This is a genomic window from Arthrobacter sp. NPDC057009, from assembly GCF_042673905.1.
Lineage (GTDB): Bacteria > Actinomycetota > Actinomycetes > Actinomycetales > Micrococcaceae > Arthrobacter.
In genome coordinates this window covers 572721-587623 of record NZ_JBHUSB010000001.1, presented here as the reverse complement: position 1 = coordinate 587623, position 14903 = coordinate 572721, and the positions used below count along the sequence as shown (strand labels likewise).

Sequence of the window (14903 nt, the reverse complement as noted above, 5' to 3'; positions counted from 1 at the left end):
TTCCCACTCCAAAATAACCCACTCCGCTCCCCCCGCTGTCGTCTCCTGTTTCCCACCCCCCCTTTGTGGCGCCGCCCCCCCTGGGGGGGGGGGGGGGGGGGGGGGGGCCCCCCCCCCCCCCCCCCCACCACTCCTGGCACTTGGCGCTCTCGTGATGAGAAAGCCCATTCGTGATGAAAAAGCTTAGGGTGCCGGGGTGCAGGTGGGAGCAGTACCTGCAGCGGCGCCAGATGCAACACCGTAGGTGCCGCCCTCGATCTGGCACTTCACGCTCTCAAACATTTCATTCAGTGAGCCACCCAGCGCTGTGACGGCGATAATGATGACGACGGCGATGAGGGCGACCATGATGCCGTATTCAACGGCGGTTGCGCCCTTTTCGTCGCGACGGACACGGGCAGCAGCGTTAGAGAAGAAGGCAAGCATTTTTTACTCCTGAGCGAGTGTTGGGAAGCTGGTCCATCACCAGCTCTGTAAAAAAGTTAGCAACGGAAATGCGCCTTAAAGCTGGTCTTTGGCACTTCCTGAGCCAACCCTGATCGTCCTGCGCATTTCCTGCGCTAGGCTTGCGCAAACCTTGAAGCTTGAAGCGTTTCGTAATCCAGGAGGACAGCAAAAGGACCCCCTCGGCACTGGGATCCGAGGGGGTCCGGTCTTTGTTCTGCCGAGCAGGGTTTTAGGCATAGGGCGTGGCAGGGAGCTACATGTTTCCCATGTAGTTGTCCATGATGTTGATAGCGGCTGGGCCAATGATGATGGTGAAGAGCACCGGCAGGATGCAAAACATCAGAGGGAAAAGCACCTTGACTGGCAGCTTCATTGCCTTTTCTTCGGCGCGCTGTCGCCGTCTGATGCGCATCTGTTTGGCTTGCGTCCGGAGTACGGCAGCAATTGCAATTCCGTAGGTGTCGGCCTGTACGACGGCGCGGACAAAGCTCCGCAGATCCGAGGAGTCCACCCGTTCAGCCATCGCCAGGTAGGCATCTTTGCGGCTTCGCCCGACCTGCATGTCCTGTAGCGTGCGGCCAAGTTCGGCTGCAAGCGGACCCTGGCCGTTTGCGCTGGCCTTTGCCATCGCCGATTCAAAGCCAAGCCCGGCTTCAACGGAGATCAGCATTTGGTCCAAGGTGTTGGGGAGTTCCAGTGCTATGGCCTTTTGGCGCTCAGCGCCCCTGCTGTGAACAATAATGTCCGGGGCTAGATAGGCTAGTGCCGTGACCAAGAGAACCAGTAGAAAGCCGGCGGGGGATGGGGATTTAAGGAGTACCAGTATCGACAGAAGAGCGACAACCAGTGCAGCGGCCGGCTTCAACATCAGAAGCCGGTCCAGGGGAAGACTGGCAGGACGGCCTGCTCTGGCCAGAAGCTTGTCAAGCCAACTTATATAACCTTTAGGGGTGACGCGGCGACCGACGTTAGCGAGGGCGGGGCGGTCGGTGGACACCGATGTTGGCCCGACGCCGGCACTTTTAACGGCACGTCCCAGGTTACCGTGTACGGCAGCCAATCCGCGGCGGTCCACAGCGATTAAGGACCAAATCAGATAGGTGATGGGGGCGATGATGAGCGCGATGATTAACCAGGCAAAGGGAGCCATGGGAATTCTCCTTAGAACTTAATCTTGACGACTCGGCTGAGCCAGAACGACCCGATCACCAGCTGGATCACCGCGAAGACAACCATGCCCCACCCGAGCAGACTGGCGAACAACGTGCCGATATACCCGGGATTGGCGAAGTTGAGGTAAACAAACATGCCTATCGGCAACGCGATAAGGATGTAGGCAGATAACTTTCCCTCAGCGCTAAGCGCCTGCACCTGTCCCTTGATCTCGGAACGTTCCCGAATGGTTTCACCCACGTGGTCCAAGACATCGGCCAGGTCACCACCCACTTCACGATGGATTTCTATCGCTTGGCCGGTCCAGTCAAAGTCCTCGCTTTTGAGGCGGAGTGCAGCATCGGCCATCGACTCCTTGAGATCCCTGCCGAGCCGCGTTTCGGTTACGATCCGCGCGAATTCCTCAGACGTCGGCGCGTCGGCCTCCTGAGAGACTGCGTCGATGGACCTTAAGAGACTGTGCCCTGCTCTTAGGCCGCCGGCCATCATCTGAAGAGTTTCCCCAAGCTGGGATGCGAACTTGGCCCGGCGGCGAGCGGTTAGGAAAGCCAACCATATCTTGGCTGCAAAGGGGGTTGCGGCCAGCAAAAGCAAACCAAAGATAATTCCACCGAGGATAAAACCGACAACGCCGACGGTTACGGCAGCACAGGCCACGAATAGGATGAAGTCGGCCTGCTTGAGGCGAAGCCCGGCTTGTTCCAAGGAGTCTGCGGTAACGAATTTGGCCTTCTTTCCAACCCCTTGGTCAATAAATGAAACAGCAGTGGTGGTGGCCTGAGTCAAAAGGGATGGCTTCTCGCGGACGTCTGGCCTCCGCCTAGATAGCGGAATTGCCGAACCTGGGCGAAGCACCAGCAAAAGGCCGATGGTGAGGGCTATGAAGCAGAGACCAACACCACAAGCCAAAAAGAGGGGGCTTGTGGTATTCATCGGTATCCGCCCCCCATAGGCATTGCCCCGAAAACGGCGGGTGAGATGGTGATGCCCAGGTCGGCAAAATGATCGACGAACCTGGGCCGGACCCCTGTCGGGATTGGTTGGCCGAGGAATCGACCGTTTGCATCGACTCCCGCGCTGTAGTCAAAGGCAAAGGCGTCCTGCAGGGTAACGATGTCACCCTCCATCCCTTGGACTTCCGTGATATTTGTGACTCGACGCGTGCCGTCGCGGAGACGGGAAATATGGACGATAAGGTTCACTGCCGAGGCAATCTGTTCACGTATTGCACGGAGCGGGAGGTCCATGCCCGCCATAAGGACCAGCGTTTCCAGGCGGGCAATCGCATCCCGGGGAGAGTTCGCATGGACGGTCGAAATTGAACCATCATGGCCAGTATTCATGGCCTGCAACATATCCAAGGATTCGCCACCACGGACTTCGCCGACGACGATCCTATCCGGTCGCATGCGGAGGGAGTTCCGAACAAGATCCCGAATGCTGATTTCACCCTTCCCCTCGATATTTTGTGGTCTGCTTTCCAACCGGACCACATGGTCCTGCTGGAGTTGGAGCTCAACCGCGTCTTCAATGGTGACGATTCGTTCGTCTGCCGGCAGGAAGGAGGACAATACGTTCAGAAGGGTCGTTTTACCTGTGCCGGTTCCGCCGGAAACGATGATGTTCAGCCGCGCCCTGACGCAGGCGTGGAGCAGCTCCGCCATCGCTGCCGATATTGTGCCAAATTCGATCAGGTTATTGACGGTCAGCGGCACCTGTCCGAACTTTCGAATGGTCAGCGTGGACCCGCTGACTGCAAGTGGAGGGATGACGGCATTGACACGGGAGCCATCCTGAAGCCTGGCGTCTACGAGTGGCGATGATTCGTCGATACGCCGGCCAACACGTGTAACTATCCGCTCGATGATTCGACGCAAGTGCTCCTCTGAGGTGAATTTGGTGTTCGTCATAAGCAGCTTGCCCCCGCGCTCCACGTACACACTGTCCGGCCCGTTGACCATGATCTCTGTTACGCCTGGGTCATCCAGGAAGCGCTGCAAGGGGCCGTGGCCTAGGACATCATCCATGATTTCCTGAATGAGGCGCTGACGCTCGCCCGGTGAAAGAGGTATGTCGTCTTCCTCGATCACAGCGCGAAGCTCGTCCTTGACATAAGCGCTGAGTTCTTCTTCATTTAGGGAAGAATCGCTGATCCGGGTGCCAAGACGCTCATAAAGGGCCGTTGCGGCGCGCTCTTTGACAGCGCTTAAGGCGTCGCTGGACTCCGCCGCGTTCGCTCTTGTTTCGGTAGTGCTCGCGGCTGGCGTTCCAAACGGAGCAGAAGTGCCCGCCCACTGGTTTGCCACGGCCGGTTCCGGCGATGTCTCCAGATTGTCGTATCCACGAACAGCACTGAGTCGCTTGGATAAATTCATGACACTACCGCCCTTCGGTGAAGTTTCTTGTGTGGTTTTGCTTCCCAATTCGGGCCCAAACGGTCGACCAGATGATGGAGGCCTTTCGCGGCTTGGTCTTTCGAGCCGTCTTGGAGCAGGGGGACGCCTTTGTTAGTGGAATACGGCACCGTTCGAGACCTTGGCAGAACAACGTCAACGGGGCACGTGATGGTGGCCTCAACATCCTGCAACGACAGCCCGCTTCTTCGGTCGGCGAAGTTCAGGACAACATGACGGTGTTGTGGCAGCAGATCGAGCTCTTTGAGAATGCGGAGACCCGTACGTAAGCCCTTTATGCTCGGGATGTCCATTCCACAGACCCAGACAGCATCAGTGGCGACTTCCAACGTGGCCAGAACGTGCTCGCCCAAACCAGGCGCCGTATCCACTACGACATACTCGAATTCGCTTTGCAGTTGGCTAAGCAGCTGGGTTATGTCTCCGCCTGAGATACGGTCGATGTCAGCCGGATCGTGTGGGGCGCACAGAGCGTAGAGTCCTGCCGGGTGCACGCTCAAGTAGGATTTGAGCACCATTGTGTCGTTAACTGCTGCTCCAGTCACACCATCGGAGATAGTTCTTTCGGGGGCAAGCATGAGTCCGGAAGCGACGTCTCCGAATTGCAGGTCAAGGTCGACAACTACTACTGCCATTGGGCGGCTCTTCGCTAATCCCACCGCGATGTTAGTTGCGACTGTTGTCTTGCCCACTCCGCCCTTCGGCGACATTACGGCGATGACCCGGCCTCCTTGTCGCTGTCCCTCTACGGAGTTTCCGAGGCCCCTACGACGCCCGGCTGATGCCAAGCTGGCACGTTCAAGGAGGATCCTGATGGTGTCGACGTCGGACTGGGGATCCAGCAGATCCCGGATCCCGGCCCGCATTGCCGGCAGGGCGAGTTCGGAGTCCCCAGCCGCAACGAGGACGACGCTGATCTCCGGATATTGGAGATCAAAGAGACTGGCCAGCCTGAATGCATCTTCGAAGGGGAGGCCAGGACCGAGAAGCAAGACTTCAGCCGGGTCGCCGGTCAAGAGGCGAAGGACGTCGTCTGGCCCTGGGGGCAGGTAATCTGCCTGAATGGCGTGCAGGCTGCCGTGGACTCCTGACGTAGCTTGTCTGACGCGGCGTTCGAAGTCCGTGTCCGAAGTGATCAGGACGAAGCGGCTCATCGGAACAGCTCGGCTTTCTTGATTACTACGGGTGTGCTCTCCTTGGCGGTCTCGGGCTCTTTCGTAAGCCACAACTCTCCGAACTCGGCGCCTACCGCGATCTTCGTGGCGTCGGTGTCATTCCGGGCGAAGGTCACGATGAATGAGCCTGTCGGCAGCTGCGTATTGGCTTTTTCGGCCGGGTCAGTCTCGACGTTGGACTTCGTGGCCTTGGGCAGGGCGCGCTGGACACTCGTGACAAGGACCTTGTGGAAGACCATCTGTCCTGACTCCGGGGCCGCATTGGCCGGGCGGGCACCATCGGCGAACAACATGACGATTCCGACCGTGTCGCCTGCAACCAGCCGGCCACCAATCACCCGTTCAGCAGCCAACTCAACCGATATCTCCTGCATTCCGGCAGGAACCGGTACCGACCCGGGGGCTGACAGGCTCTCCGGATCAACCAGGCGTGCACCCAAGAGCGCTTCACCAGGCAGGAGTTCGACGCCGGCGACCTTCCCCTGCAGCCCTTCGAGGCTCTTGAGGGCGCCGTTGGGAACCGAAGCCGACGGTAGGGACTCGAGCTTAACCGCGTTTTGGATGGCTTCGAGGCTTGCGCCCTCCGGAATCTGGTTCTGCACAACCAGGACTTCAAGAGGTTGTAGGTCCTTTTGAGCACGTAGCTCGGAACCCTGTACATATGAGACCAGAAGCAGCGTGCCAACTATTGCCAGCACAAGTGCTACGGCGCCTCCCAGTAGGCGAGTTTTCAATTTGGTTTTTCCAATCTCTTAGATCGTTGGAGCTAGCCGATGAGTCGGGCGGTGGTTCCGCCCAGGTTTGGTCCGTTACCCGTGAGGCCCTCTTCCAGCGAGAGGAAACGGACGAAATGGCCTTTGATGCCTCGGCAGTCGCCGGTACAGGCAGGCGCGGATGTGTTGTTCCAGTTCAAAGCCGGTTGACCGCCGAACCTCCAGCCAGTAGCTTGGAAGGCCGCAAAACCATAGAGCGTGTATTCGGCTTGATTTCCTTGCAGACCGTTGGTTTTCTGGAAGATGGGGATCAATGTCGGACCCGTCTTGAGGGCGTCCAACTTCGCTTTACAATCGTTTGGAAAGTTGGTTCCAGGATCGCTGCCAGCGGAGGGGTCATCTAGATTGACGTCAGCGGTGCACGTCCCGCTGTCGTCCTGATCAAGCCAGCCGAAGCCACCTGGTACAGCGTGTCCAGTAGGCCCATTGCAGGTGTTGGAGGGTGCGAGTGTGTCGTATCTGATCAACACGTCGGTCAGTGAGGGGTCTCCGGTGAAATCATCGGTGGCGATGAGGTCCTCGAGCTGCTCCTCACTCAGTGCTTGCTCAAAAACGCACCAGGAGAAAGTCCAGGGAAGAGTCGGTCCCGCGCCTGGAGCTCCCCAGCTGGCACTTGCGGATGCGGCGATGTCAGCGGTGTCGATTCCCAGGGCGCGGGCGAATGTCAGTGAAAAGTGGTTGTTTCCATCGGTGTCCTTCGATTGTGTAGTGACATCGACGGTGCCGGCACTTACATCAACCACGAGGTTTTGGATATTGGTTGCGTTGTCCAGCGTGTTGCCTTTACCCATGGCCTCGGCCAGATCATCGGGCGCGGTGCATTCTGCTGACGAAGAGTCATTTGCGCAGGCTTGGGCCACCGCTAGTGCGGAGGAATCAGCACCGTTTTGGAGTTGGGAGTGTTCCGAATACATCATCGCAACATCGACGGAGAATGCCGTCATACCCAACAATGCCACTGTAAGCAGAGCTGTCAGGGGAGCCACGACGCCCCGCTCCGAATCCTCGCGCGTTAGCCGCCACATCGCATGACTCCCCTTGAGGAAATTGAAAGGTCCGTTGGCATTCCTGGAATCAAGCCAGGGAGACCAGTGAGATAGGTTGTGTTAAAAGTGACCGTCGCCGTCACGCTGTCCCCTGGTGAGCATGCCCCGTCTTCATAGGTAAGTGCCACGTCATCCTGAACCAGCGCAACAGACGGCGCAGCTGAGACACCAGCGTTCTGCGCGTCTTCATCGCTGTAATCCTCATCGGCATACTGGACCGCCGCGTAACGGGCAGCCTCCCGGGCTGCTTCAGACAATGACACTTGAATATTAAAAGCACGGCCAAATTCGAAGATCCCCAAAACTAGCATCAAAAAGATGGGGAGAACCAGTGCGAATTCGACTGCAACTGCACCCTTTTCGCCGAGCCGCGGTACCGTGAGTTTGCTCAAGAATGCATTCACCCGATGAAAACGAGATCTAGCCACGAGATTCCCCCTGGAGAAACGAAAGGCCTGAGAAACGGAAGACCCAAGAAGAGAAAGACCTTGGGAAATGAAAAGAAATGAAAGACCTTGAGATGGAAAGAGCCAGGTGCGGTGCCTGCCGGCGAAACGAGAAGTCTGCTGCCGGCGGGCCCGCCCTGGATTCTGGTTTGAACGACTACGGTGCAGCAGGAGGATCCGGCAGCTCGTCGACGATCGTCTGGAAGGCAGTATCAATCTGCCCACCGAGAACTACGACTGTGCCGATGATGACGGCCGCGATCAGGGCAACGAGCAGTCCGTACTCAACTGCGGTTGCGCCCTTTTCGGAAGAGAGGCGATCCTTTACGCCCGCAACGAAAGCAAGAACGGAGACCATGAAAGTAGACATTGTTTTTTCCTTAAATTCGATGGATTATTTCACCGAATTCCGACTCCCCCCATATCCGCGAAGGGCCGGCGCTTCGATAAATCAAGAATCCACCTGAAAGCCAGTTGGCAACAATGCGTAGTTCTACCCGACTTTCCACCCAAAAAAGCAAGTATTCCCCCCAAGCGAGTACTCAGGTTAAGGAAATCCCAAGCACGGGGACTACTTGGATACTCAAGGAATCAGCAAGAAAATCCTAGGGAATCTAACGTTTAACCAACGCAGGTTGACGTTTAGGCGGCCAAAAGAACCGCACCTAGGGTGGCGGCCAACATCGACGGGCCAAAGGCGACTTCTGAGCTCAAATTGGCGCGTTTTAGCCTAATCAAAACGACGGATAAAATACCGCCGAGCACAAAGCCGAGCGCTCCGCCGTAGAACAGGTGGCCCCAGCCCAAGTAGCCCAAGTACAGGCCTACAGGCGCAGCCAACTTCACGTCGCCCATGCCGATGCCACTTGGCGAAATTAGGGCCAAAATCAGGAAAACAACGAACAGGATGGCCGCTCCAGCGGCCGCGCGAAGCAGCTCCACCCAGTCTGCTGCGGCGAAGCTGCCCAGTAGGAGGAGTGCCAGGCCGGCCACCAGCAGTGTGAGGACAAGTGGATTCGGCAGCAGATGGTGGGCCAGGTCAATGCGGGCCAGCTGCACGCCGATGACCGCCAGCAGTAGAAAGGCCGGCAGGGGCCAATCCATCCCAAACCTCAGCGCAAGGGCGGCGCAGAGCGCTCCGGTGACCACCGCCGTCGTAATCCTTGTGCGCACGCCGGGCAGTCCGCCCAGGCGGGGGAGGGTGCGGGCAATGAGGAGTTCAGCGAGCGGGCTCAGTAGAATGCCAAGGAGTCCCATGGCAAAGGCAAAAAGAGCGGCCATACCTGCTGCAGACACATGGACTCCTGGGTTGACGGGCCCGGCGCTGGCGCAGGACTCCACGACCCCCGCCACCGGATACCCCATTTTGACCCTGGCGTCCGGTTGGCGCTATTCTTGGTAGTCGTTGTGCGTGTCCTTTCTCGATGATGCGTGCCCGCTTGGGGATCCAGTTGCAGGGTCGCTACCCGACGGGCATATTCGGGACTTGGGGATAACTGGTCCATAGAGCCCTCACCTCTGTTCCGGTCGCGCATAGATAGTAGGCGCACCCCGCGTGACGCCTAAACCCAGAACGCCAGAACAAGAACGAGGCAAACACCGTGCGTACGTACACCCCGAAGCCCGGCGATATTAACCGCCAGTGGCACGTCATTGACGCCACCGACGTTGTCCTGGGTCGTCTTGCCAGCCAGACCGCAACACTGCTGCGCGGAAAGCACAAGCCGACCTTTGCTCCCCACATGGACATGGGCGACTTCGTCATCATCATCAACGCTGAAAAGGTTGCCCTCACCGGCGCCAAGCTGGAGCAGAAGCGCGCTTACCGCCACTCCGGCTTCCCGGGCGGCCTGACCTCCGTCAACTACGCGGAACTGCTGGAAACCAACCCGGTCCGCGCCGTTGAGAAGGCCATCAAGGGCATGCTCCCGAAGAACTCCCTGGCTGCCCAGCAGCTGAGCAAGCTGAAGGTCTACCGTGGCGCCGAGCACCCCCACGCAGCCCAGCAGCCCAAGACTTTCGAAATCAACCAGGTCGCCCAGTAGTCCTGGCCACCAACACTTTTACTTACGAGGAGAACCGTGGCTCAGAACGACGAACTGACCACCGAAGCCGTTGAGGCTGAGGAAAACCTGACCAGCTACACTTCCGAGAGCAGCGCTGCTGAAGCCGCTCCTAAGAAGGAGCGCCCGGCCCTGACCGTTGCCGGCGCAGCTGTTGGCCGCCGCAAGGAAGCCGTTGCACGCGTTCGCGTTGTGCCGGGCTCCGGCAAGTGGACCATCAACGGCCGCGAGCTGGCGAACTACTTCCCGAACAAGCTGCACCAGCAGGACGTCAACGAGCCCTTCAAGATCCTGGATCTCGAAGGCGCCTACGACGTCATCGCCCGCATCCACGGCGGTGGCCCCTCCGGCCAGGCCGGTGCACTGCGCCTCGGCATCGCCCGTTCGCTGAACGAGATCGACGTCGAGAACAACCGCGCCACCCTGAAGAAGGCCGGCTACCTCACCCGTGACGCCCGCGTCATCGAGCGTAAGAAGGCCGGTCTCAAGAAGGCACGCAAGGCTCAGCAGTACTCCAAGCGCTAATCCCGCTTACCGAGGCGTTCCCGCCTCGCACAGAAGCCCGTTCCGCCACTGGCGGGGCGGGCTTCTGCCGTTAACCCCGGTTACTGGACCGGTGACGCCGGTGAGCAGGGGAAACGTCCGCAACGCACCCCGCACCCGCCGTTTTGGGCAGGTGCGGGCACCTGAATCGTCTAAACTTGGACCCGATGTCTACATTATTTGGAACAGACGGTGTCCGGGGCCTGGCGAACGGCCTGTTGACTGCCGAGCTCGCATTGCAGCTGGCCCAGGCCGCCGCCGTCGTGCTTGGCCATGAACGCACCAGCGAAGGTGCACGGCCGCGTGCCGTGGTGGCGAGGGATCCCCGCGCCAGCGGTGAATTCATCGCCGCGGCCGTGGAAGCCGGGCTTTCCAGCTCCGGCATCGACGTCTACGACGCCGGTGTCCTGCCCACCCCCGCAGCCGCCTACCTCGTGGCAGACCTGGACGCCGACTTCGGCGTCATGATCTCCGCCTCGCACAACCCGGCTCCCGACAACGGGATCAAGTTCTTCGCCCGCGGCGGCCAGAAGCTCCCCGACGAGGTGGAGGACGCGATCGAGGCCCAGATGGGCAAGGAGCCCGTCCGCCCAGTGGGCGGCGAGGTTGGCCGCATCCAGCGCTTCTCCGACGCCGAGGACCGGTACATCGTCCACCTCCTGGGCACGCTCCCGCACAACCTCGACGGCCTCAAGGTAGTCCTCGACTGCGCGCACGGTGCCGCCAGCGGCTGCTCCCCGCAGGTCTTCAAGGACGCCGGCGCTGACGTGGTGGTCATTGGCGCCGAACCGGACGGCCTGAACATCAACGACGGCGTGGGCTCCACGCACCTCGGCCTGCTCAAGGCGGCCGTGGTGGAGCACGGCGCCGACCTCGGCATTGCCCACGACGGCGACGCCGACCGCTGCCTTGCCGTGGACCATGAAGGCAACGAGGTGGACGGCGACCAGATCATGGCCATCCTCGCCGTGGCGCTGAAGAATGCCGGCAAGCTCAAGGACGACGTCCTGGTGGCCACCGTCATGAGCAACCTCGGCCTCAAGATCGCCCTCCGCGACGCCGGCATCGCCATCCGCGAAACGGGCGTGGGGGACCGGTACGTGCTGGAGGAAATGCGCGACGGCGGCTACAACCTCGGCGGCGAACAGTCCGGCCACGTGATCCTCGCCGACTACGCCACCACCGGCGACGGCGTCCTGACCGGCCTGCAGCTCGCGGCGCAGGTGGCCCTGACCGGCCGCCCGCTCAAGGACCTCGCGACCATCATGACCAAGCTGCCCCAGGTCCTCATCAACGTGAAGGACGTGGACCGCAGCCGGGTGGGCGGAGACGAGACCCTGGCCGCCGCCGTGAAGGCAGCTGAAGCCGAGCTGGGTGACACCGGCCGCGTTCTCCTGCGCCCGTCCGGCACCGAACCGGTTGTGCGCGTCATGGTGGAGGCGGGCGACCAGCAGACCGCCCAGGTAATCGCCGAACGCCTCGCCCAGGTTGTGAAGACCCAGCTGGCGCTGGAGCCCGTCGGCTAAAGCACCCCAAGAGCAAAGAGCAGCCCGCCCCCTGAAAAGTCAGGAGGCGGGCTGCTTCTTTGTGGCGAAATAGCCGGCGCTACTTGGCGGCCTGGTTCTGGTTCTGTGCGTGCAGGGCGTCGCGGATCTCCTTGAGCAGGGCGATCTGCGGATCCTCGGCTGCTTCCTGCTTGGCGTCCTGCCCGATGCCCAGCTTCCGGTTGCGGTGCTCGATCAGCTTGTTCATCGGGGCCACAATGACGAAGTACAGCGCTGAGGCCACCAGCAGGAAGTTGACCACCGCGGTGAGCAGCACGCCGAAGCGCACGTCACCGAACGCCAGGAAATCGTCAAAGTTGGGCTCTCCCACGAGCCACGAGATCAGCGGCATCAGGACGCTCTTGACCAGGGCATCCACCACGGCGCTGAACGCCGAACCGATCACCACTGCCACGGCCAGGTCGATGACATTTCCCTTGAGAATGAACTTCTTGAATCCACTAAGCATGCCAACCAAACTACCGCACCGGGTTTACGGGCCAGAGTTTAGGGGACAGCCTCAGCGGTAGCCGGGGGCTGCTTCCAGGCCGAAGTACTGCTCGAGCGTGGCGATGCCGCGCTTCCGCATATCCGTGGCCGCTTCGACGCCGATGTACCGCAGGTGCCACGGTTCGTAGAAGTACCCGGTGATGGTGTGCTGCATCCACGGATACCTGACCACGAAGCCGAAGCGGTGCGCGTTGGCCTTGGCCCAGACGGCGGCCGGCTGCTCGGCGAAGCATGGCTGGAAGCTGCACGCTCCGCCGCCGTCACCGATGTCGAACGCCCAGCCCGTCTGGTGTTCCGAGTGGCCAGGGCGCGCCGAGGCGGTATCTGCTGCCGCCCGGCCCCGCGAGCTCACGTAGCCGTTGTAGGTGGCGGTCTGCGTCGCGTAGGAGCGGTAGCCGCTCGCCAGCGTCATGGTCACGCCGTCCGCCGCTGCTGCGGCGAACATCTTTTCCGCGGCAGCCGCCGTCGTGCTGTTCAACTGCGCCGCCTCGCCGGCGACGGCGAGGGCCATACGCGGCCGGACCAAATCGGCCGGGACGTAGTTGGCCGGCTTGAGCGGGCGGTGCTTGTTGACGATGACCCAGGGACTGGTGGGCGCGGTCAGTGAGTGCTGCTTGGGCAGGCGTGAGGCGGCCGACGGCGGTGCTGCCGCCGCCGTCGTGGACGGCGCCGGCACTGTGGCGGACGGCGGCTTCGCCGACGTGCTGGGTGGCGAGGCGGCGGAAGCAGTAGCGGAGGCCGGGGCCGAGCCCCCGGCGGACGGCGTGGTACCGGTCGGAACCGTGGTGGCCGTGCCGGAAGCAGCAGGTGAGGCCGTGCCCATGGCCGTGGAACCCGATGCCGCGGAACCCGGGGCTTCGGGGGCAGGGCCGGGGGTGCAGGCGGCAAGGGCAGACAGGCCGGCTCCCGTCAGCAGCAGCTGCGCCACTGCGCGCCGGCTGGGGCGGCCGCCCGACCGGGCGTTTACGGAAGCAGCGGAAGAGCAGTCGTAGCACACGTGCGCTAGACCTTCCGCAGCAGCATCCTGCGGACGGAATGGTCCGCTTCCTTGGTGAGCACCAGCTGCGCCCGCCCCCGGGTGGGCAGCACGTTCTCTTCCAGGTTCGGTTCGTTGATGCGCTTCCAGATGTTGCGGGCGGTCGCTTCGGCCTCTTCATCGGACAGCGTGGCATAGCGGTGGAAGTACGACTCCGGCTGCGCGAAGGCGGTGGAACGGAGCTTGCGGAACCGGTCCACGTACCATTCCTCGATGTAGGACGTCTTGGCATCCACATAGATGGAAAAGTCAAAAAAGTCGCTGAGGGCCAGGCCCTGGCGGCCATCGTGCCGCGGCCGCGCCGGGGCGAGCACATTCAGGCCCTCGACAATCAGGACGTCCGGCCGCCGGACCACCACTTCCTTGCCGGGGACGATGTCATAGGTGACGTGCGAGTACCAGGGCGCCCGCACCTCCTCGGCGCCGCCCTTGATCTCGCTCACGAAGCGCAGCAGAGCACGGCGGTCGTAGGACTCCGGAAAGCCCTTCCGGTCGAGTAGCTGCCGGCGCTTGAGTTCGGCCAGGGGATACAGGAAGCCGTCGGTGGTGATGAGCTCAACGTTCGGCGTGCCCGGCCAGCGGCGCAGCATCTCGCGGAGAACACGGGCGATGGTGGACTTGCCCACTGCGACCGAACCGGCGACGCCGATCACGAAGGGCGTGCGCTGGGTCTGCTCGCCAAGGAACGTGGTGGTGGCCGCATGCAGCTGGCCTGCCGCCTCCACGTACAGGTGCAAGAGCCGGGAGAGGGGGAGGTAGACGTCCCGCACCTCGCTGATGTCCAGGGGGTCGCCGAGGCCGCGAAGGCGCAGCACGTCCTCTTCATTAAGGGGCTGCTCCATCTGGGCCGAAAGCCGGGACCAGGTCTGCCGGTCCAGCTCCACGAACGGGGAAACACCCTCTCCGTTCGCTTCGTTGCGTTGCAAAGTCACCCTAGAGATTCTGCCCCGACCTGCGCCAAGAGCGAAATGCGGCCGTTCTTGAGTGAATCTTGACCCTACCCATGACCGGTTCCTGAGCCTGCCACGCAACAGTGCAGGAAATAAGGGAGAACCGCCTCAGAAATACGAAGGGTCTGAACATGGGGAAGGCAGTTATACCGGAGCTGCCGCAGCGGACGGGCCGCGACTTTGGCGGCAGGCGCGGCGGGGGAGCAGCCACCCGGATCACCGAAATACGCCGCCGCAAGCGCTCCGCCGCGGCCGGGCGCTGGGCCAACTTCCTAGTGCTCCTGGTCCTTGCCTGTGCCGCGGCCGTCCTGGTTGCCATTCCCCAGGCCACCGGATCCCGGACCTACACGGTGCGCACGGATTTGATGGCCCCGGCATACCCTGCAGGCACCTTCCTGGTGGTGAAACCCACACCCCTGAGCCAGCTGAAGTACGGCGACGTCGTCACCTACCGGCCCACCCTGGACAGCACCGAGGTTCTGACCCGCCGGATCGTGGGCTTTGGTGCCCAGCAGAACGGTGAGAGGACCCTGATCACCAAGGCTGACAACGCCGTCGTCAACGACGCACAACCCGTCCATGCCCGCCAAATCATGGGAAAGCCGCTCTACGCCATCCCGCTGGCAGGCTACCTTGCCGGCGCGGCTGGCGACATGGACCGTGACCTCCTGATGGTGCAGGCAGCAGCCGGCCTCGCCGGCCTGTGCATGCTGCTCATCTTCCTTGGCGCCCGCAGGCGCCGGACAGGCTGACGGGCCGCCGGGCAGGCTGACGGCCGCCGGA

General features: G+C 61.5%; 17 protein-coding genes. 4 read left to right on the top strand and 13 right to left on the bottom strand.

Annotated elements, in window-relative coordinates; all coding sequences use genetic code 11:
• Nucleotides 1–183: 183 nt before the first annotated feature.
• From ACFTR6_RS02715 to ACFTR6_RS02670, 10 genes are all read right to left on the bottom strand, one after another.
• Complete coding sequence (locus ACFTR6_RS02715) at nucleotides 184–426, bottom strand: Flp family type IVb pilin (protein ID WP_377956788.1); 243 nt, start codon at nucleotides 424–426, stop codon at nucleotides 184–186.
• A gap of 274 nt (nucleotides 427–700) precedes the next feature.
• Complete coding sequence (locus ACFTR6_RS02710; protein ID WP_377956787.1) at nucleotides 701–1597, bottom strand: type II secretion system F family protein; 897 nt, start codon at nucleotides 1595–1597, stop codon at nucleotides 701–703.
• Nucleotides 1598–1608: 11 nt separating this feature from the next.
• The gene (locus ACFTR6_RS02705) at nucleotides 1609–2406 is read right to left on the bottom strand and encodes a type II secretion system F family protein (RefSeq protein WP_377956786.1); all 798 of its coding nucleotides are present in this window, start codon (nucleotides 2404–2406) and stop codon (nucleotides 1609–1611) included.
• Between the two features lie 143 nt (nucleotides 2407–2549).
• Complete coding sequence (locus ACFTR6_RS02700) at nucleotides 2550–3995, bottom strand: CpaF family protein (RefSeq protein WP_377956785.1); 1446 nt, start codon at nucleotides 3993–3995, stop codon at nucleotides 2550–2552.
• Nucleotides 3992–5188, bottom strand: coding sequence for a CpaE family protein (locus ACFTR6_RS02695; RefSeq protein ID WP_377956784.1), 1197 nt, complete (start codon nucleotides 5186–5188; stop codon nucleotides 3992–3994). Before ACFTR6_RS02695 ends, ACFTR6_RS02700 begins: the two co-directional genes overlap by 4 nt.
• The gene (locus tag ACFTR6_RS02690) at nucleotides 5185–5811 is read right to left on the bottom strand and encodes an RcpC/CpaB family pilus assembly protein (RefSeq protein WP_377956783.1); all 627 of its coding nucleotides are present in this window, start codon (nucleotides 5809–5811) and stop codon (nucleotides 5185–5187) included. The genes ACFTR6_RS02695 and ACFTR6_RS02690 overlap by 4 nt, the downstream gene beginning before the upstream one ends.
• Before the next feature lie 164 nt (nucleotides 5812–5975).
• Nucleotides 5976–7007: a pilus assembly protein TadG-related protein gene (locus ACFTR6_RS02685; protein ID WP_377956782.1), complete on the bottom strand. Its 1032-nt coding sequence runs from the start codon at nucleotides 7005–7007 to the stop codon at nucleotides 5976–5978.
• Entirely contained in the window at nucleotides 6995–7420 is a 426-nt protein-coding gene (locus ACFTR6_RS02680) for a TadE/TadG family type IV pilus assembly protein (protein ID WP_377956781.1), read from the bottom strand. The genes ACFTR6_RS02685 and ACFTR6_RS02680 overlap by 13 nt, the downstream gene beginning before the upstream one ends.
• A gap of 211 nt (nucleotides 7421–7631) precedes the next feature.
• Nucleotides 7632–7844, bottom strand: coding sequence for a Flp family type IVb pilin (locus tag ACFTR6_RS02675; protein ID WP_377956780.1), 213 nt, complete (start codon nucleotides 7842–7844; stop codon nucleotides 7632–7634).
• Between the two features lie 272 nt (nucleotides 7845–8116).
• The gene (locus ACFTR6_RS02670; protein ID WP_377956779.1) at nucleotides 8117–8770 is read right to left on the bottom strand and encodes a prepilin peptidase; all 654 of its coding nucleotides are present in this window, start codon (nucleotides 8768–8770) and stop codon (nucleotides 8117–8119) included.
• A gap of 305 nt (nucleotides 8771–9075) precedes the next feature.
• Between ACFTR6_RS02670 and rplM the strand changes: the two genes are divergently transcribed.
• The 3 genes from rplM (at nucleotide 9076) to glmM (ending at nucleotide 11606) form a co-directional block, all read left to right on the top strand.
• Nucleotides 9076–9519, top strand: coding sequence for a 50S ribosomal protein L13 (gene rplM, locus ACFTR6_RS02665; RefSeq protein ID WP_076801291.1), 444 nt, complete (start codon nucleotides 9076–9078; stop codon nucleotides 9517–9519).
• A 36-nt stretch (nucleotides 9520–9555) separates the two neighbouring features.
• Nucleotides 9556–10062, top strand: coding sequence for a 30S ribosomal protein S9 (rpsI, locus tag ACFTR6_RS02660; RefSeq protein WP_087873934.1), 507 nt, complete (start codon nucleotides 9556–9558; stop codon nucleotides 10060–10062).
• Nucleotides 10063–10247: 185 nt separating this feature from the next.
• Nucleotides 10248–11606 (top strand): phosphoglucosamine mutase, encoded by a 1359-nt coding sequence (glmM, locus tag ACFTR6_RS02655; protein WP_377956778.1) that lies wholly within the window; start codon nucleotides 10248–10250, stop codon nucleotides 11604–11606.
• A 79-nt stretch (nucleotides 11607–11685) separates the two neighbouring features.
• On the opposite strand, the gene mscL is transcribed toward glmM, so the two are convergent.
• The 3 genes from mscL to coaA are packed head-to-tail and all read right to left on the bottom strand — an operon-like array spanning nucleotide 11686 to nucleotide 14102.
• Nucleotides 11686–12093, bottom strand: coding sequence for a large conductance mechanosensitive channel protein MscL (mscL, locus tag ACFTR6_RS02650; protein WP_377956777.1), 408 nt, complete (start codon nucleotides 12091–12093; stop codon nucleotides 11686–11688).
• Nucleotides 12094–12144: 51 nt separating this feature from the next.
• Complete coding sequence (locus ACFTR6_RS02645) at nucleotides 12145–13131, bottom strand: D-alanyl-D-alanine carboxypeptidase family protein (RefSeq protein WP_377956776.1); 987 nt, start codon at nucleotides 13129–13131, stop codon at nucleotides 12145–12147.
• Between the two features lie 5 nt (nucleotides 13132–13136).
• Nucleotides 13137–14102, bottom strand: coding sequence for a type I pantothenate kinase (gene coaA / locus ACFTR6_RS02640; RefSeq protein ID WP_377956775.1), 966 nt, complete (start codon nucleotides 14100–14102; stop codon nucleotides 13137–13139).
• Nucleotides 14103–14251: 149 nt separating this feature from the next.
• On the opposite strand from coaA, the gene ACFTR6_RS02635 reads away from it, so the two are divergent.
• Complete coding sequence (locus ACFTR6_RS02635) at nucleotides 14252–14872, top strand: signal peptidase I (RefSeq protein ID WP_377956774.1); 621 nt, start codon at nucleotides 14252–14254, stop codon at nucleotides 14870–14872.
• The last annotated feature ends 31 nt before the right edge of the window (nucleotides 14873–14903 follow it).